General features: G+C 69.4%; 15 protein-coding genes. 8 read left to right on the top strand and 7 right to left on the bottom strand.

What is annotated here, in order from left to right:
• The first annotated feature begins 68 nt into the window (after nt 1–68).
• From LUX31_RS04900 to LUX31_RS04885, 4 genes are all read left to right on the top strand, one after another.
• A complete protein-coding gene (locus LUX31_RS04900; protein WP_235473374.1) occupies nt 69–1,808 on the top strand; it encodes an FAD-dependent oxidoreductase in 1,740 nt (579 codons plus the stop codon).
• A gap of 32 nt (nt 1,809–1,840) precedes the next feature.
• Complete coding sequence (locus LUX31_RS04895; RefSeq protein WP_235473373.1) at nt 1,841–2,740, top strand: intradiol ring-cleavage dioxygenase; 900 nt, start codon at nt 1,841–1,843, stop codon at nt 2,738–2,740.
• A gap of 35 nt (nt 2,741–2,775) precedes the next feature.
• Nucleotides 2,776–3,816: a maleylacetate reductase gene (locus LUX31_RS04890; RefSeq protein ID WP_235479794.1), complete on the top strand. Its 1,041-nt coding sequence runs from the start codon at nt 2,776–2,778 to the stop codon at nt 3,814–3,816.
• 285 nt (nt 3,817–4,101) lie between these two features.
• Nucleotides 4,102–4,698 carry a DinB family protein gene (locus LUX31_RS04885; RefSeq protein ID WP_235473371.1) on the top strand — a complete coding sequence of 199 codons (597 nt, stop codon included), beginning with the start codon at nt 4,102–4,104 and terminating at the stop codon, nt 4,696–4,698.
• 169 nt (nt 4,699–4,867) lie between these two features.
• On the opposite strand, the gene LUX31_RS04880 is transcribed toward LUX31_RS04885, so the two are convergent.
• The 5 genes from LUX31_RS04880 to LUX31_RS04860 all read right to left on the bottom strand — a co-directional run bounded on the left by LUX31_RS04880 (nt 4,868) and on the right by LUX31_RS04860 (nt 9,156).
• Nucleotides 4,868–5,725, bottom strand: coding sequence for a sugar phosphate isomerase/epimerase family protein (locus tag LUX31_RS04880; RefSeq protein ID WP_235473369.1), 858 nt, complete (start codon nt 5,723–5,725; stop codon nt 4,868–4,870).
• Nucleotides 5,726–5,839: 114 nt separating this feature from the next.
• Entirely contained in the window at nt 5,840–6,619 is a 780-nt protein-coding gene (locus LUX31_RS04875) for an SDR family NAD(P)-dependent oxidoreductase (protein ID WP_235473367.1), read from the bottom strand.
• Nucleotides 6,616–7,629 carry a sugar phosphate isomerase/epimerase family protein gene (locus LUX31_RS04870; RefSeq protein ID WP_235473365.1) on the bottom strand — a complete coding sequence of 338 codons (1,014 nt, stop codon included), beginning with the start codon at nt 7,627–7,629 and terminating at the stop codon, nt 6,616–6,618. Before LUX31_RS04870 ends, LUX31_RS04875 begins: the two co-directional genes overlap by 4 nt.
• An 11-nt stretch (nt 7,630–7,640) precedes the next feature.
• A complete protein-coding gene (locus LUX31_RS04865) occupies nt 7,641–7,907 on the bottom strand; it encodes a hypothetical protein (protein ID WP_235473364.1) in 267 nt (88 codons plus the stop codon).
• A gap of 67 nt (nt 7,908–7,974) precedes the next feature.
• The gene (locus LUX31_RS04860) at nt 7,975–9,156 is read right to left on the bottom strand and encodes a Gfo/Idh/MocA family protein (protein WP_235473362.1); all 1,182 of its coding nucleotides are present in this window, start codon (nt 9,154–9,156) and stop codon (nt 7,975–7,977) included.
• A 212-nt stretch (nt 9,157–9,368) separates the two neighbouring features.
• On the opposite strand from LUX31_RS04860, the gene LUX31_RS04855 reads away from it, so the two are divergent.
• The 4 genes from LUX31_RS04855 to LUX31_RS04840 all read left to right on the top strand — a co-directional run bounded on the left by LUX31_RS04855 (nt 9,369) and on the right by LUX31_RS04840 (nt 13,903).
• Complete coding sequence (locus LUX31_RS04855) at nt 9,369–10,406, top strand: LacI family DNA-binding transcriptional regulator (RefSeq protein ID WP_235473361.1); 1,038 nt, start codon at nt 9,369–9,371, stop codon at nt 10,404–10,406.
• Nucleotides 10,407–10,854: 448 nt separating this feature from the next.
• Nucleotides 10,855–11,949 carry a sugar ABC transporter substrate-binding protein gene (locus LUX31_RS04850; RefSeq protein ID WP_235473359.1) on the top strand — a complete coding sequence of 365 codons (1,095 nt, stop codon included), beginning with the start codon at nt 10,855–10,857 and terminating at the stop codon, nt 11,947–11,949.
• A gap of 95 nt (nt 11,950–12,044) precedes the next feature.
• Nucleotides 12,045–13,109, top strand: coding sequence for an ABC transporter permease (locus tag LUX31_RS04845; RefSeq protein WP_235473357.1), 1,065 nt, complete (start codon nt 12,045–12,047; stop codon nt 13,107–13,109).
• Between the two features lie 2 nt (nt 13,110–13,111).
• Entirely contained in the window at nt 13,112–13,903 is a 792-nt protein-coding gene (locus LUX31_RS04840; RefSeq protein ID WP_235473355.1) for an ATP-binding cassette domain-containing protein, read from the top strand.
• 515 nt (nt 13,904–14,418) lie between these two features.
• On the opposite strand, the gene LUX31_RS04835 is transcribed toward LUX31_RS04840, so the two are convergent.
• Both LUX31_RS04835 and LUX31_RS04830 read right to left on the bottom strand, forming a co-directional pair.
• Nucleotides 14,419–15,435, bottom strand: coding sequence for a Gfo/Idh/MocA family protein (locus LUX31_RS04835; RefSeq protein WP_235473354.1), 1,017 nt, complete (start codon nt 15,433–15,435; stop codon nt 14,419–14,421).
• A gap of 53 nt (nt 15,436–15,488) precedes the next feature.
• Nucleotides 15,489–16,919, bottom strand: a complete 1,431-nt coding sequence (locus LUX31_RS04830; protein WP_235473352.1) for a sugar porter family MFS transporter — start codon at nt 16,917–16,919, stop codon at nt 15,489–15,491.
• Nucleotides 16,920–17,007 lie beyond the last annotated feature (88 nt).

The raw sequence follows: 17,007 nt of genomic DNA, 5'->3' as shown, positions 1-17,007 counted from the left end.
CACCCGGAAACCGCCGTTCCGCTCCACCATCACGGATGGCCGTCCGTCCGGAATCTGGAGCGTCTCCCGTGCACACCGTTGTCGACACCGACGTACTGATCGTGGGCAGCGGCCCGGCCGGGGCGTCGGCCGCGCTCGCGCTGAGCACCTACGGCGTGCCCAACATCGTCGTCACCCGGTACGCGAGCCTCGCCGACACACCCCGCGCGCACATCACCAACCAGCGCACCATGGAGGTCCTGCGCGACCTCGGTGTAGAGGAGGACGTGGTCGCCAAGGCCACGCCCCAGCACCTCATGGGCAACACGACCTTCTGCACCAGCCTGGCCGGCGAGGAGTTGGGCCGGGTCCGCTCCTGGGGCAACGACCCGCTCGTCCAGGCCGCGCACGAACTGGCCAGCCCCACCCGCATGTGCGACATGCCGCAGCATCTGATGGAGCCGGTCCTCGTCGACGCGGCCGTCGCGCGCGGCACCCAACTCCGGTTCCAGACCGAGTATCTGACGCACACTCAGGACGCGGGCGGTGTCACGGCGACCGTCCGCGACCGGTTGCGCGGCGACACGTACGAGATCCGCGCCCGCTATCTGATCGGCGCCGACGGCGGCCGTTCCAAGGTCGCCGAGGACGCCGGACTGCCCATGGGCGGCCAGATGGGCGTCGCGGGCAGCATCAACATCGTCTTCGACGCGGACCTCGGCGCGTACACGGCCCACCGTCCCTCCACCCTCTACTGGGTCCTCGCCCCCGGCGCCACCGTCGGCGGTATCGGCGCGGGCCTCGTCCGCAACGTCCGCCCCTGGAACGAGTGGATGATCGTCTGGGGGTACGACGTCACCGCCGGTGCCCCCGACCTCACCACCGAGTACGCCGAGTCGATCGTGCGCAGGCTCGTCGGCGACGACGACATCCCCGTGACCATCAAGTCGTCCTCGGCCTGGACGGTCAACGAGATGTACGCCGAGACCTACGCCAACGGGCGCGTGTTCTGTGCCGGCGACGCCGTCCACCGGCACCCGCCGTCCAACGGCCTCGGCTCGAACACCTCCATCCAGGACGCCTACAACCTGGCCTGGAAGCTGAAACTGGTCCTCGCCGGGGTCGCCACCCCCGCACTGCTCGACACCTACACCGCCGAACGCGCCCCCGTCGGCAAACAGATCGTCACCCGCGCCAACAAGTCCATCGCCGAGACCGCCCCCATCTTCGAGGCACTCGACGGGCTCTCCCCGCAGACCCCCGAGGAACTGTGGGCCAACATCGCCGCCCGCAAGGACACCACCGAGGCCGCCGCGAAACAGCGCGCCCGGCTGCGCGAGGCGATCGCCGCCAAGGTGTACGAGTTCAACGCCCACGGAGTCGACCTCAACCAGCGCTACGAGTCCGCCGCGATCGTCCCCGACGGCACCCCCGACCCCGGCTTCGCCCGCGACCCCGAGCTGCACCACCAGCCCTCCACCCGCCCCGGCGCCAGGATCCCGCACGCCTGGCTCACCTCCGGCACCCGCACCCTGTCCACCCTCGACACCGTGGGCCGGGGCCGCTTCACCCTCCTCACCGGCATCGGCGGCGACGCCTGGGTACGCGCGGCGAAGGCCCAGCCCCTCGACATCGCCACGGTCGTCGTCGGCCCCGGCCAGGAGTACGAGGACCCGTACGGCGACTGGGCCGGCCTGAGCGAGGTGTCCGACGCGGGCGTGCTCCTCGTACGCCCGGACGGGTTCGTCGCCTTCCGACACGCCGAAGCGGCCGAGAACGCCGAACAGTTGCTGACGGACGCGCTGCGGCAGATCCTCGGACATGCCTGACGGGACGGGACGCACGGGACGAGGAGCACGGAATGACCACGGAGACCGACACGGGTGAAGGCGCCGGATTCACCACGGCCGTCACCGAAGCAGTCGTCGACAGCATGAGCGGGACCGCCGACCCACGTCTGCGCGACCTGCTCACCGCCCTCACCCGCCATCTGCACGCCTTCGTACGGGAGACCGAACCGACGATGGCGGAGTGGGAGCGGGCCATCGGCTTCCTGACGGCCACCGGACAGTCCTGCACCGACACCCGGCAGGAGTTCATCCTCCTGTCGGACGTCCTCGGCGTCTCGATGCTGGTGGAGTCCATCAACGGCCACGGCGACCCTGGTGCCACCGAGTCGACCGTCCTCGGCCCCTTCCACATGACCGAGTCGCCGGTACGCGAACTCGGCGCCGACATCGACCTGGTGGGCACCGGCGAGCCGTGCGTGGTCAGCGGGCGGGTCCTCGACCGGGACGGAACTCCGTTGCCCGGAGCGGTACTTGACGTCTGGCAGGCCGACGCCGAGGGCTACTACGACGTCCAGCAGCCGGACGTACAGCCACCGGGCAACGGCCGCGGACTCTTCACCGCGGACGCGGAGGGCCGCTTCTGGTTCCGCACCTGCGTGCCGAGCCCGTACCCGATCCCGACGGACGGCCCGGTCGGCGAACTCCTCCACGCCACCGGCCGCCATCCCTACCGCCCCGCCCACATCCACTTCATCGCCACGGCCGACGGCCACGAGCCCGTCACCACCCACATCTTCGTTGCGGGCAGCGACTACCTCGACTCGGACGCAGTGTTCGCGGTCAAGGAGAGCCTCGTCCAGGACTTCACCGAGACCGACGACCCGTCCCTGGCAGGGGAGTTCGGCGTAACGAACCCGTTCCGCCACGCACGCTTCGACCTCGTACTCGAGAAGTCGGAGAAGAACTCGTGATCGGTGGACCGGACTTCGTGTACGAGGCCCAGCCGATGCGGGTCGTGCTGCGGGCCGGGGCCGCCGTGACCGCGACGGCCGGGGAGGCCGAACGGCTCGGTCTGCGGCGGCTGTTGGTGGTGTGCGGGGCACGCGGCAAGGACACCGCACAGGCCGTCGCCGACTCGCTCGGACCGGCCCTGGCCGGTCTGCACGACGAGGCGCGGATGCACGTACCCGTCGAAGTCGCCGACCGGGCCGTCGAGGTGGCGCTCGCGGCGGGCGCCGACGGGTGTGTGGCTGTCGGCGGCGGCTCCGCGATCGGGCTCGGGAAGGCGATCGCGCTACGCACCGGGCTGCCGCTGATCGCCGTGCCCTCCACCTACGCAGGCTCGGAGATGACCCCCGTCTGGGGTCTGACCGAGGGCGGCGTGAAACGCACCGGCCGCGACCGGGCCGTCCTCCCGCGCAGTGTGGTGTACGACCCCGAACTGACCCTCTCCCTGCCCGTCCCGCTCTCCGTCACCAGCGGAATCAACGCGATCGCGCACGCCGTCGAGGCCCTGTACGCCCCCGACACCTCACCGATCGTCTCCCTGATGGCACGGGAGGGCGTACGGGCGATGGCCGAGGCGCTCCCGGACGTGGCCGCCGACCCCGCGTCCCTCGACGCGCGCGGCCGGGCCCTGTACGGGGCGTGGCTGTGCGGCTCCTGCCTCGGCGCCACCACCATGGGCCTGCATCACAAGCTGTGCCATGTCCTCGGCGGCACCTTCGGCCTGCCGCACGCAGAGACCCACACGGTCGTCCTGCCCTACGCGTTGGCCTACAACGCGCCCGCCGCACCGGACGCGGCCGACGCCGTCGCCCGTGCCCTGGGTGGCACGGCTGATGCCCCAACCGCCCTGTGGGAACTGGCCGGACGCCTCGGCGCCCCGCGCTCCCTCGCCGAACTCGGCCTCATCGAGGCCGACTTGACGGTGGCGGCGGACCAGGTCACCGGGCAGCCGTACGCCAACCCGCGCGAGGTCACGGCTGAGGGCGTGCTCGGGGTGCTGCGGGCGGCGTACGGGGGCGCGGCGCCCGGGTCGCGCTAGGGTCCGCTCTGGACAGCACGAGTAATGGATCACCCTGCGGTGCTGCGCGCCTCGGGGTGCGTACATCGAAGGCGATGTCGCGGGGAACGACGCCATGACCGACTCGGCTTCGGCCCCGATCCATCGTGGAAGGCGCCCGCGAATTCCGCGGAAGGGACGCCACCGAGGACCGGGTGCGGCGGACGTCCGCCAAGAAGGCCGAACCGTCGGTGAAGCAGGCGGTGCGGAGGGGGCTCACGTACGGGATCTTGAGACCGTGAGCTGCTCATGGCAGGCTCATGCCGCATGATCGATGGATTCGCGAAGGACAACCTGCACGGGAGACTGCGGCGGGACCGCGAGGCGCTGCTCTGGAAACTCGACGGCTTGTCCGAATACGACGCCCGCCGACCTTTGACAGCGACCGGGACCAACCTCCTCGGCCTGGTCAAACACGTGGCCGCCGTCGAGGCCAGGTACTTCGGCGAGGTCTTCGACCGCCCTTCCCCGGAACCGCTGTCCCGGTGGCAGGACTACGACGGCAGTGATCTGTGGGCGGCCGAGGACGAGACCCGCGATCAGATCATCGGGTTCTATCGGCGCACGTGGGAACACTCGGACGCGACGATCAGCGAGCTTCCCCTCGACGCCCCCGGCCACGTGCCGTGGTGGCCGGAGCCTTCTCCCAACACGAACCTGTTCGCCGTCATGGTCCATGTCCTCGGCGAGTCCATCCGGCATACCGGGCACGCCGACATCCTGCGCGAGGGCCTCGACGGCCGGACCGGGTTGCGCCCCGAACACGAGCAGCAGATCGACGAGGAAGCCCGTGCGGCCTACTGCGCGAAGATCGAGCAGGCCGCCAGGTCGGCCGCAAGGTCGGCCGCACCGATCAAGGCTTAGAGGTGTCTCACGGGACTTGATGCTCGGGCGAGCTGGACTGGACCTCGGCGATCGTCGACGCGGCCTCCGTTCGCGCCAAAAAAGGGGGGCGCCGACCGGGCCGAAACAGACCGCTTCATGGACTGCGGTGCGTCCGCGATGGCTCCCCCCCCGTTCTGTCAGGTCCGACTCACTTCCAGGTGGCCACGTACTCGGCGATCTTCTCCCGCATGAATACCGAGGATTCCTTGGCGCGTTCCTCCCAGGCGAAGACGCACGCGGTCAGCGTGCCGTCGAAGCCGTTCGCGTGCAGCTCGCGGAAGAGCTCGTCGAAGTCGACCTCGCCCTCGCCCATGTCGAGGTGCTGGTGGATGCGCGCCGTGGTGCCGGGCGGGTTGAGGATGTAGCGGTTGCCCGAGGACGCGGTGTGGTCGAGGGCGTCGGCCAGGTGGACGTGGGTGAGAAGGTCACCGGCGTACTTGATGATCCCTGGGGCGTCGTTGCCGATGTGGAACGTGTGCGGGGCGCAGTAGAGGAACGAGACGTTGGGGTGGTTGATCCCGCGGATCAGGTTGACACCGTCGTAGCCGTTCTCGATGAAGTCGTCCGGGTGGGGTTCCAGGGCGAGGTGGATGCCCTCCCGCTCGAACACCGGCAGCAGCTCGTCGAGCGACTTCCAGAACTGCGCCTCGCTGCGGTCCGGGTCCTCGGGGCGGCCGTTGAACTCGGAGATCATGCTGTCCACGCCGAGGTCGGCGGCGATCTGGATCGAGCGCTTCCAGTACCGTACGGCGGCCTGGCGGGCGTCCTCGTCCGGGCCGGACCAGCGGAAGAGGGGCAGCACCGAGGAGATGCCGACGCCTGCCGTGTCCAGTGCCTTGCGGAACTTCCGTACGGTGGCGTCGTCGACGCGCGGGTGGCGGAAGAAGGGGATGAAGTCCTCGCGGGGGGAGAGTTCGATCCACTCGTATCCCAACTCGGCCACCACGGCGGGCAGTTCGAGCAGCGGGACGTTGCGGATCATGTAGGGGTCGAGGGCGATCTTCATACTGAGTGCTCCTTGGTCTCATCGGCTCCGGCGCGGGGGCCGCCGGAGCCGTTCCCCGTTCCTTGGGGGTTTGTGGGTCAGTGGGTGCGCTTCGCCGGGAAGCGATCGCGCCGCTCAGACAGGACGAGGTGTACCGCTGGACGCGCTGGTGCCTCCGTCGACGGGGAGCACGGCCCCCGTGATGTATCCGGCGTCGGGGCCGGCGAGGAAGAGCACCGCACGCGCGATGTCCTCGGGCTGGGCGACCCGGTCAAGTGCGACGCGGTCGAGGAGCCGCTCGGAGAACGTCGGGTCGTCAAGGCGCTCCTGAGTCAGTCGGGACACGGTGAAGGCGGGCGCGATGGCGTTCACCCGTACGCCGTCGGCGCCGAGGTCGAGGGCGAGGCTCTGCACAAACGCGTTGACCGCTGCCTTGGTGGCGTTGTAGGCGAACTGGCCCCAATCGCCACGCAGGCCGGCGATGGAGGAGATCGCCACGAAGTTGCCGCCGGTGGCGCGGAGCAGCGGCACGGTCAGGCCGGCGAGACGGATGACCGCGTCGAGGTTCACCGACCGCAGGCGCTCCCAGGCCGCGTTGTCGAAGGTGTCGATCAAACTGGGCTCGCTGGTGCCGGCGTTGGCGACGACGACGTCGAGGCGGCCGAAGCGTTCGCTGATCGCGGCCACCGCGTGCTCGAGCGCGTCGGCGTCCGTCACGTCGGCGCCGAGCACCTGCACGCGCTCGGCGTCGAAGCCGGCCACGGCTTCTCGCAGTGGCTCCGGACGGCGGCCGAGGACCGCCACGCTCGCTCCCTGCTCGAGGAACGCACGCGCGGTCGCCCGGCCGATGCCGGTGCCCGCTCCCGTGACGAGGACGACCTGGCCCTGGTAGGGGTAGCTGGCCCAGGCGATCATGACCGCAGTGACTCCTGCAGTGCCGCGTCGGCTGCCTTGAGTACTTCGGCGGCCACGGCGACGCCCTCGACCCGGCCGAGCTCGGTGTCCTCGTGCTCGATGTTGACCAGCATGTCCGGGTCGACCTCATGGAGGGCGCGCAGGAACTCGGTCCAGTAGGCGACGTCGTGTCCCTTGCCGAGGGCGACGAAGTCCCAGGCGGAGGCCTTGGGCCACTCGTTGGCCCACTCGTCGCCGCCGAGGTTGGTGCGCGCCTCGTCGGGCGACAGGCGTCGGAAGCTGTTGTCGAGTACTCCGTTGAGGGCGGCGTGCTCGGGGTTGACGCGGACGTCCTTGGCGGCGGCGTGGAAGACGAGCTCGCCGAGGTGACGGACGACCTTGACGGGGTCCATCTGCTGCCAGAACAGGTGCGAGGCGTCCAGCTCGACGCCCACGTGGGTCGCGCCGGTGAGGTCGATGAGCTTGTGCACGTCGGCGGAGTTGAACACGACGTTCTGCGGGTGCAGTTCCAGGGCGACCTTGACGTCGTGGTCACGGGCGAGCCGGTCGGTCTCGCGCCAGAAGTCCGCGACGATCTTCCACTGGTGGTCCAGCACGTCCAGGGCCGCGGAGTTCCACGCGTTGACGATCCAGTTCGGGCGGGACGCGCCCTGCTCGCCGCCGGGCAGACCCGACATGGTGACGAGGCGGTGCTGTCCGAGCCGCTCCGCCAGGCGGATGGAGCGGCGGATGTCTTCGGCGTGCTTCTCGCCGATGGTGGGGTTCGGGTGCAGCGGGTTGCCGTTGGCGTTCAGACCGGCGATGGAGACGCCGGTGCCCTCGAAGAGGCCGAGGAAGTCGTCCCGGGCGGTGTCGCTGACGAGGATGTCGTCGAAGGTCGGCACATGCACGGCCGGCAGGAAGCCACCGGTGTTGATCTCGATGCCCGTCAGGCCCAGATCGGCGATGACTTTGATCGCTTCCGGCAGCGGCCGGTCGTGCAGGACCGCGTTGTAGAGTCCCAGCTTCATCGTGTGTTTCCTCAGGCATTCTCGATGGTGATGGTGGTGCTGTCGGCGGGCGCGGGTTGCCGTCGCAGCGGAGCGCGGTCAGGGTGATGCCGTACTCCGGGCACTGCCCGGGGTACTCCGCCCTGGCGGGTGCGGATGCCGGCGGCGGGCAGCCGCGGGGCGGGCCCGAAGCCGTCGGAGTCGATCTCCGTACCGGGAAGCCCGGGCTCGCGCGGCGCGGCGGGGGCCTCGGCCAGGGGCTTGTCATGGGGGACGGCCGGGTAGGCACCGAGCCTCATGGAAGTTCCTTCTGTCGGGGAGCTGTTGGGGGAGCTGTTCGGCGAGGGGGAGCCAGGCGGGGGCGGGTCACTGGACGGTGACGGCCTTGCCGCCGGCGTCGGAGGAGGCGACGATCGCGTCTATGACGCGCAGGTTGTGCAGCCCGTCGGCGAGGGTGGGGCAGGGCGGCAGCCGGTCCAGGCCCGCGATCTGCTCCAGGAAGGCCCGGGCCTGCCAGACGAAGAACTCGTGCTGGCCGTGGCCGACGCTGGGGAAGTCCATGGGCAGGCCGCCGGCGATGTAGGGGTGGCCGGGACCGACCACCACTCGCCGGTAGCCGTCGACGGGGTCGGAAGCGGCTGAGTCGGCGATGGTGAACTCCGCCGGACGTGACAGTTCGAAGGTCGCCGCACCGCCCTTCGAGAACACCTCGAAACCAAGGGAGTTGGCCAGACCGCGGGCGATGCGCGAGACGGAGAAGGTGCCGACGGCGCCGGAGGCGAACGTCGCGGTGAAGGTGGCGATGTCCTCGTTCTCGACCGGCTCGCGCTCCTGGCTCACCTGTACGTCGGCCGAGTGCCCCACCGCGGTGCCCAGCGGTACGGGTCGCTCGTGGAGTTGGGTCGACAGGACGGCGCCCTGGACGCGCTGCACCGGACCGCAGAAGTACTCGCCGACGTCGATGAGGTGGCTGCCGATGTCGGACAGCGCCCCGGAGCCGGGTGCGCCTTTGTAGCGCCAGCTCATCGGTGCGTCCGGGTTGTGTCCGTAGTCGCACCAGTAGTGCCCGTTGAAGTGCTGGACGGGCCCGAGTGAGCCTTCCCGCACCTGTTGCCGGATGGCGTTGACGGCGGGTGAGCGGCGGAAGGTGAAACCGGTCGCGGCCACCAGGCCGGTGCCCTCGGCGGCCTTCACCATGGCTTCGGCGTCGGCCACGGTCGGCGCGAGCGGCTTCTCGCACAGCACGTGCTTGCCCGCCGCCAGCAGGGCCTCGACGATCTCGCGGTGCAAGGAATTGGCGACCACGACGCTGACCGCGTCGATGTCGTCGGCCTCGACGATCGCCCGCCAGTCGGTCTCGGCCCGCTGGTAGCCGTAGCGGCGGGCGGCGTCCACGGCGAAGGGCTCGTGGGCGTCGGCCACCGCGACCAGACGCACCTCGGGCAGCCCGGCGCCGTACTGGGTCGCGGCCTGCCGGTAGCCGTTGAGGTGCGCCCGGCCCGCCATTCCGGCTCCGATGACGGCCACCCCGATCGGCCTTGTGCTCATGGTGATTCCTCTCCGGCGAGGGCGCCGTGGCTAGGGGACGGGGGAGGGACCGGGCACCGCTTCCGGTCGGGAGCGGGTGAACCGAGTGCTCGCGAACGTCCTGGCGGGGTTTGGCCAGTCAAGACGTCGATTAAAGCGCTTTAAGTCCTGGTACTATCAGCGGCGTCACAGGCAGATGTCAAGAGTGTTGCCACAGAACCACGGGAGGTCGTGTGGACGAGTTCGGCTCCGCTGCCCCCGCGGGTGGCAACGGCGCGACTCAGCGCCCCCGGCTGGAGGATGTCGCCGCGCGCGTCGGCCTGTCGACGGCGTCGGTGTCGCTGGTGCTGCGCAACGTGCCCGGCCCCAGCGAGCGCACCCGGCAGCGCGTCCTGAAGGCGGCCGCCGATCTCGGCTACCGCCCCGACCGCACCGCCAGCGCCCTGGCGAGCAGGCGCAGCCGGCTGCTCGGTGTCATGATCGACGTCCACAGTGCCTTCCAGGCCGAGTTGGTCGAGCACCTGCACACGGCCGCCGAGGAGGTCGGATACGACCTCGTCCTGAGCACCCAGACCCGGACCCGCGACGAGAACACGGCCATAGAGACGCTGCTGGCCTTCCGCTGCGAGGCGCTGATCCTCCTCGGCCCGGTGGCCCCCGTCTCCGTTCTCGCCGACCTCGACCGCAAGGCGCCCGTCATCTCGGTGGGCCGCCGGATCGTCGGGGCCGATCTCGACGTCGTACGCAGTGCCGACGACGACGGGGTCGGTCAGATCATCGACCATCTGGTGGGCCTCGGCCACCGTGCGATCGCCCATGTCGACGGCGGCAAGGGCGTCATCGCCACCGACCGGCGCCGCGGCTACCGGAGCGCCATGCGCCGCCATGGTCTCGACGGGCAGATCAGGATCCTCCACGGGGACCTCACCGAGGAGGCCGGTGAGAAGGCCGGTCGTCACCTCCTCGACGGTGGTGGCCTGCCGACCGCCGTCGTGGCGTTCAACGACCGGAGCGCCATCGGCCTGCTCACCGCTCTCCGGGGAGCCGGGGTGGACGTCCCTGGCGCCGTTTCCGTCGTCGGCTACGACGACGACACCCTGTCCCGGCTGAGCTGCTTCAACCTGACCACCGTCAGCCAGAACGCCGAGGAACAGGCCCGTCAGGCCGTGGCGGCCGCCGTCGAACGCCTCGACCAGGGTCGCACCGCGCCTCGCGAGATCGTCCTCGCCCCCTCGCTCGTCGTGCGGGGAACCACGGCGCAGCCGAACTGATTCCGTCGGACCGCTCCGCGCGAGGTGGCCGGAGCGTGCTCGTCGACCGTGGGACGCGGCAGCGCAGGCGGCAGATATGTGGCTGATGCAACTTTTCATGGGTGGATACGGCACAGCGTGCATTTGTGAGCAGACTCTTGACACGTTTCCGAAACACAAGCATGCTCTGGCCACCGCTTAAAGCGATTTAAAAGATCGCGGAGCCCTTATCCACCACTCAGACCGGCGTTGCCGTGATCGGTGCCGGGACACCCCCGCGACGAGCCGTTCTGCTGATCTCCGACGCCTCTATGCCCGTCCGAGCGAATACCTGGTGTGGCGGACGTGCCGGTCTTTCCCCGCATCCGCGCGGCCTGTTCGCGCGCACCCTCCGTCGCGCCGACACACCCGAGAAATGCCTGGCCCGCTTACGCCCCGCCCGGCATCACACGAAGGAGCACCCCAGCACATGGAACGCACTCAGATCGGCCGGCCGCTGCTCGGCCGTCGCCTCTCCAGAAGGGCCCTGGCCGCGGTGAGCGTGCTCGCCGTGGCGGCGACCGCGCTGACCGGGTGCGCCAGTGGCAAGGCCACGGGCGACAGCGACGCGCAGTCGACAGCGCCCGCCGGGGACGGATCGACGTCCGGCACGAAGAGCAGCGGCAAGAACTCCATCTACGTCATCGGCGGCAAGTCCGACGACCCGTTCTTCTCCGCGGTCAAGCGCGGTGTCGAGGATGCGACGAAGCTGGTGAAGGCGGGGGGCGGCAAGGTCACCTACCTCGGCCCGCAGAACTACGACAACCTCGGCCCGGACGTCGCCAAGCTGACGTTGACCGCCATATCGCAGAATCCGTCGGCGATCCTCGTGCCGGACTGGGTGCCCGAGAACCAGGACTCCGCGATCAAGCAGGCCATCGCCAAGGGCATTCCCGTGTTCATCTACAACTCGGGTGGCATCGACGCGGCCGAGCGGGTCGGCGCCGTGAAGTACATCGGGTCGGACGACTACGAGGCCGGCAAGGCCGGCGGTGCCAAGTTCGCCGAGGAAGGCGCCAAGAACATCCTGTGCGTCAACACCGTGCCCGGTTCCGCCAACCAGGAGGCCCGCTGCAAGGGCATCAAGGACGGCGCCACCAGCAAGGGCTCCTCGTCCGAGCAACTCCCTCTGCCCTCCTCCAACTTCGGCAACCCGTCGGCCGTCACGCAGGCGATCAAGGCCGCGCTGCTGAAGGACAGCAGCATCGACGCCGTGGTGACGATCGCCGTCGGGGACGCCGACAGCGCCGCGTCCGCGATCAAGCAGGCCCAGGTCGGTGACAAGGTCGAGCTGGGCACCTTCGACCTCTCGCAGAGCCAGCTCGACCGGATCAAGGCCGGCGACCAGCTGTTCGCCATCGACCAACAGCCGTACCTCCAGGGCTTCTACGTCGTGTCGATCGCCAACCAGTACCTGTCCTACGGCGTCCTCCCGCCGCAGAACCCGATCCTGACCGGCCCGCTGCTGGTCACCGAGGACAACGTCGACGCGGCGATCTCCGGCACCAAGGCCGGCGTGCGCTGATCCACCCTCAGGTGCCGGGCCCGGCCCGGGCCCGGCACCTCTCCCCGGTACTCCACCCAGCACCCATCCAGATCCACGAAAGTGACACGACTCCGATGACAACCTCACTTCCCGACACGACGACCGAGAAAGAGACGGTCGTCGCTCCCCCGAAGCAGTCCGAGAGCCCGCTGGGGCAACTGCGACATCGTCCCGAGGTCGGCGCGCTCATCGGAACGATCAGCGTCTTCGTCTTCTTCGCGATCTTCGGCGGCGAGAAGTTCCTGGCCGCGGGAGGAGCGGCGAGCTGGCTGAACATCGCCGCGGAGCTCGGCATCATCGCCATCCCCGTCGGACTGCTGATGATCGCCGGCGAGCTCGACGTGTCCGTGGGTTCGGTGCTGGCCGGCAGCTCGATGACGCTGGCCATCGTCTCCGGCCACTGGGGTGCCCCGATGATCGTCGGCATCCTGTGCGCGCTCGCGCTCGGGCTGCTGACCGGCCTGCTCAACGGGATCCTGGTCACCCGTACCAACGTTCACTCACTGGTCGTCACGCTGGCCACGCTGTCCGGCATGGCCGGTCTCACCCTTGGCCTGTCCCGCGTCACGACCGGCACCACGAGCGTCCCGATCAGCCCCGACCCCCTGTCGAAGTCGTTGTTCGGGCAGCTGATCGGCGGCCAGTTCGAGGTCGCGATCTTCTGGTGGCTCGGCATCGCGGTCTGCGTCACGGTGGTGCTGCAGATGATGAAGTACGGCAACTGGATCTTCGCCATCGGCGGTGACAAGGAGAGCGCTCGCGCCACCGGCATCCCGGTCAACAGGGTGAAGATCGCCCTGTACATGGGCAGCGGATTCGGCGCCGCCCTGGTCGGGGTGATCCAGACCATCCTGTACAACGGCGCCCAGGTGGCCAATGGCCAGTCCTTCGTCTTCAACTCCATCATCGCCGTGGTCATCGGCGGCGTGCTGCTGACCGGCGGGTACGGCTCCGTCGTCGGCGTCGTCCTGGGAACGCTGACGTTCGCCATCGTCAACCAGGGGATCTACTACACCGGTTGGAACTCCGACTGGGCCAGCCTGATCCTCGGCATCCTCATCCTCACGGCCGTCCTGATGAACAACACGTTCCGCCGGCTCGCCCTGTCCTACAAGCCCCGCACCGCGAAGAAGGCCTGACCATGACCGCACCCGTGCTGCGCCTGGACGGCATCAGCAAGTCGTTCCTCGGCACCAACGCGCTGCAGGACATCTCCCTTGAGGTGAACGCCGGGAAGGTGCTCTGCCTGCTCGGCGACAACGGCGCCGGCAAGTCCACCCTCATCAAGATCATGGCCGGGTTCCACAAGCCCACCACCGGCACCATCGAGATGGGCGGCGAACCGGTCGCCTTCGACAGCCCCCGCGACGCAAGCGCCCGCGGTATCGCCACCGTGCACCAGTTCGGCGGCACCTTCCCGCTGATGGGCGTGGGCCGCTGCTTCTTCGTCGGCGCCGAACCCACCAAGGGCTTCGGCCCGTTCAAACTGTTCGACAAGAAACTGGCCGGTGAGATAGCCGTACGCGAGATGCAGTCCCTCGGCATCACGCGAGTCACCGACGGCGGCCGCCTCGTGGGCAGCCTGTCCGGCGGCGAGCGCCAGGCCCTCGCGATCGCGCGCGCCGTCTACTTCGGCGCCAACGTCCTCATCCTCGACGAGCCCACCGCGGCGCTCGGCGTCAAGGAGGCCGCCCACGTCCTGCGGATCGTCATGCAGGCCCGTGCCAAGGGCGTGGCCGTCATCCTCGTCACCCACAACGTCCGGCACGCGATGATGGTCGGCGACCATTTCGCCGTCCTCATACGCGGCCAGAAGGCCGACGACTTCCGCAAGGGCGAGCGCACCCGCGAGGAGATCACCGATCTCATGGCCGGCGGCGAAGCCATGGCCGACCTCGAAGCCGAGTTGGCACAGTTGCAGGCCGACGCCTGATCGCGCGAGGCACGGTTCGCAACCGTGCCTCGTTCGCCGGCGTCGCCGTGGCCTTCTGGCCAGAAGAGCCGCCCAGGGCTGCGTGCCCTGGGCGGCTCTGTCGTGCGGAAGATCGCGCAGCGCGCGGGTGCGAGGGCCCGACCGGAGGGCCGACCAACGGCGTTCGGTCGCGTCGAGTCCCCGGAGGCCGGGAAGAGCCAAGGCCGGTCCGCGGCATCGGGGAGGCGCGGACAAGGGGAGGAACCGCGCCTGGCACAGGGATGTCCCACAGCCAGGATCCGGCGCAGAGGGTTGGCGAGGATGTCGTTTCCGACCCGGCATGAACGTGACGACGCCGGTGTCGGCTTCCTCCCGGGCAGCGGTTCTTCTTCATTGTGCTGCATGGCGCGGGTCTGCCCACCGTCCCCGACCACCTCGATGAAACGCCTCGGCCGCCCACTCCCAAGGAGTGGACGGCCGAGGCGGTGTTCGGTCTTCTTGTCAGGCGCCAATCACACAGGTGCCGAGGGGTACTTTCACGCGGTGCCGCCGTAGAACGCGGGCCGGGGCTTCATGTCCGTGGTGACGATGCGGCCCGACTGCCGTGCCTCGACCGTGGCGTTGGAGATGACGGTTGCCGCGTAACCGTCCCACGCGGACGGACCCGTGGGCTCGTTGCCGGCGGCGATGCCCGCGATCCACTCGCGGAACTCGGTGTCGAAGGCGTCCGCGAAGCGTCCCACCCAGTCCGTGAGCACCTCCGTGCTGTGCTGTCCCGCGGTGCGCACGCCGACCGCGGCGGGGTCGGGCAGTCGTACGAGGCCCTCCTCGCCGACGGTCTCGCACTGGATGTCGTAGCCGTACTGGCAGTTGACGAAGACCTCCAGATCGATCCGGACGCCCTTCGCGGTCTCGAAGAGCATGATCTGCGGGTCCTTCAGATGCGCGAAGCGCTTGCTCGTGGAGCGCGGCAGGACCACCTGCGTGGAGACGATCTCGTCGTCGAGGAGCCAGCGAAGGACGTCGATCTCGTGCACTGCCGAGTCCAGCGCGGCCATGTCGGTGTGGTACGACTCGGGCACGGTCGGGTTGCGGTGGGCGCAGTGCACGATCAGCGGCTCACCGATGCGGCCGGATTCGATGACCTGCTTCATCTGCCGGTAGCCGACGTCGAAGCGGCGCATGAAGCCGACCTGCACCAGGCGGCGGCCATGGGCCCGCTCGGCCTCGACGATGCGCAGACAGTCCTCGGCGCTGGTGGCCAGCGGCTTCTCGCAGAACACCGGTTTCCCGGCGGCTATCGCGTTCAGCACGTGCTCGGCATGGGTGGGGCCCCAGGAGGTGACGAGCACCGCGTCGACGTCGTCCGCCGCGATCAGCTCGGCGCCGTTCGCGAACACCTGGGCGCCGACCCGGGCCGCCGCCTCCTCGGCGCGAGTGGCGTCGATGTCGGTGACCGCGGTGACCTGGGCGCCGGTCACGGTCTCGGTCAGCCGGCGGATGTGTTCCTGACCGATCCAGCCGGCCCCGATCACTCCTACGCGCACAGTCATGGGAGTTCCTTTCTGCGCCCCCGGACCCCGACGGGACCGGCGGCAGGGGGTGTTCAGGAGAAGCGGGCCCTGAGTTCGTGTTCGAGGTTCTCGAGGGAGCGTCCGCGCGTCTCGGGCACGTACTTCTTGACGAAGGCGACCGCGAGGAGACCCAGGACGACGAAGACGAAGAACGTGTTGGACACGCCGACCGCGTCGACCAGGACCGGGAAGACCAGCCCGATCAGGAAGTTGGTGATCCACAGGGCGAAGGCCGCGATACCCAGGCCGAAGCCCCGCATTTTCAGCGGGAAGATCTCGGACAGCATCAGCCAGGTCACCGGGGAGATCGCGCCCTGCTGGAAGGCGAGGAAGGTGATGGTCATCGCCAGGACCGCGAACGCGCGGCCGTCACCGGCGGGCAGGATGAGCGAGAAGACGCCGATCAGCAACTGGGCGGCGATGGTGCCGATCTGACCGATCATCAGCATCGGGCGGCGGTCGACACGCCCCAGCAGCCAGATGCCGACGAAAGTGGCCAGTACCGAGATCACACCGTTGGCGATGTTCGCGGTGAGGGCGCTGTCGGCGGCGAAGCCGGCGTCGGTCAGGATCTGCGTGCCGTAGTACATGATCGTGTTCACGCCGGTGATCTGCATGACGATCGCGATGCCGACACCCACCAGGACCAGTTTGCGCACCCACGGCACACGGAGGTCGTCCCAGCCGCCGAGCTTGGCCTTCTCGTCCTCCACGGCCATCGCGGAGACCTCGCTGAGCTCGGCCTCGGCACGCTGTTCGGAGCGGACCTGCTTGAGGACCGCCAGGGCATCCGCGTACCGGCCCTGGGAGGCGAGCCAGCGCGGGCTCTCCGGCATGACCAGCATGCCGAACCACAACGCGACCGCGGGCAGGGTCGCGATGACCAGCATCCAGCGCCAGACGCCGGCCGACTCGCCGCCGACGTTGGCGATGACCGCGTTGAAGGTGAACGCGGCCAGCTGACCGCTGACGATCATCAGCTCGTTGCGGGTGACCAGACGCCCGCGGCGCTCGGCGGGCGAGATCTCCGCCAGATACACCGGCACGGTCACCGAGGCACCGCCGACCGCGAGGCCGAGCACGAAGCGTGCCACGATCATGAGTTCGGTGGTCGGTGCCAGGGTGCAGCCGAGTGCTCCGAAGAAGAAGACCACGGCGAGGAGCAGGATGTTGCGGCGCCGGCCGCGGGCGTCGGAGAGCCTGCCGCCGAGGAGCGAACCGAGCGCCGCACCGAGCAGGAGCGAGCTGGTGACCATTCCCTCGGTGAAGGGGGTCAGGCCCAGGTCCTCGGTCATGTAGGGCAGGGCGCCGTTGATGACGCCGGTGTCGTAGCCGAAGAGGAGTCCGCCGAAGGTGGCGATGACGGTGATGATCCGCAGCCGCCTCCGGACGGGAGGCGGGGCGTCGTCGATGAGGGTGTAGGGCGTTTGAGTCTGGGTCACGTCGTCGTCCTTGACGTCCATGGCCGTCTCCTGTCGGAGAGGGGAGGGGGAGGGGTTGTGGTCGCAGCGGACGGTGGTCGCGCGTGCGTACGACGGCGGGGCGGCCGTC

It is taken from the genome of Streptomyces sp. GQFP (assembly GCF_021545335.1).
In the GTDB taxonomy this organism is placed as follows: domain Bacteria; phylum Actinomycetota; class Actinomycetes; order Streptomycetales; family Streptomycetaceae; genus Streptomyces.
Note: the sequence above shows the minus strand (reverse complement) of the source record. Positions and strands in the feature narration are given on the sequence as shown.

Coding starts and splice junctions, on each gene's coding strand:
- LUX31_RS04875 (WP_235473367.1), bottom strand. CDS start 6,619: ATGATCGCCTGGGCCAGCTACCCCTACCAGGGCCAGGTCGTCCTCGTC.
- LUX31_RS04835 (WP_235473354.1), bottom strand. CDS start 15,435: ATGACTGTGCGCGTAGGAGTGATCGGGGCCGGCTGGATCGGTCAGGAA.
- LUX31_RS04865 (WP_235473364.1), bottom strand. CDS start 7,907: ATGAGGCTCGGTGCCTACCCGGCCGTCCCCCATGACAAGCCCCTGGCC.
- LUX31_RS04885 (WP_235473371.1), top strand. CDS start 4,102: ATGATCGATGGATTCGCGAAGGACAACCTGCACGGGAGACTGCGGCGG.
- LUX31_RS04870 (WP_235473365.1), bottom strand. CDS start 7,629: ATGAAGCTGGGACTCTACAACGCGGTCCTGCACGACCGGCCGCTGCCG.
- LUX31_RS04860 (WP_235473362.1), bottom strand. CDS start 9,156: ATGAGCACAAGGCCGATCGGGGTGGCCGTCATCGGAGCCGGAATGGCG.
- LUX31_RS04895 (WP_235473373.1), top strand. CDS start 1,841: ATGACCACGGAGACCGACACGGGTGAAGGCGCCGGATTCACCACGGCC.
- LUX31_RS04850 (WP_235473359.1), top strand. CDS start 10,855: ATGGAACGCACTCAGATCGGCCGGCCGCTGCTCGGCCGTCGCCTCTCC.
- LUX31_RS04840 (WP_235473355.1), top strand. CDS start 13,112: ATGACCGCACCCGTGCTGCGCCTGGACGGCATCAGCAAGTCGTTCCTC.
- LUX31_RS04880 (WP_235473369.1), bottom strand. CDS start 5,725: ATGAAGATCGCCCTCGACCCCTACATGATCCGCAACGTCCCGCTGCTC.
- LUX31_RS04830 (WP_235473352.1), bottom strand. CDS start 16,919: ATGGACGTCAAGGACGACGACGTGACCCAGACTCAAACGCCCTACACC.
- LUX31_RS04890 (WP_235479794.1), top strand. CDS start 2,776: ATGCGGGTCGTGCTGCGGGCCGGGGCCGCCGTGACCGCGACGGCCGGG.
- LUX31_RS04845 (WP_235473357.1), top strand. CDS start 12,045: ATGACAACCTCACTTCCCGACACGACGACCGAGAAAGAGACGGTCGTC.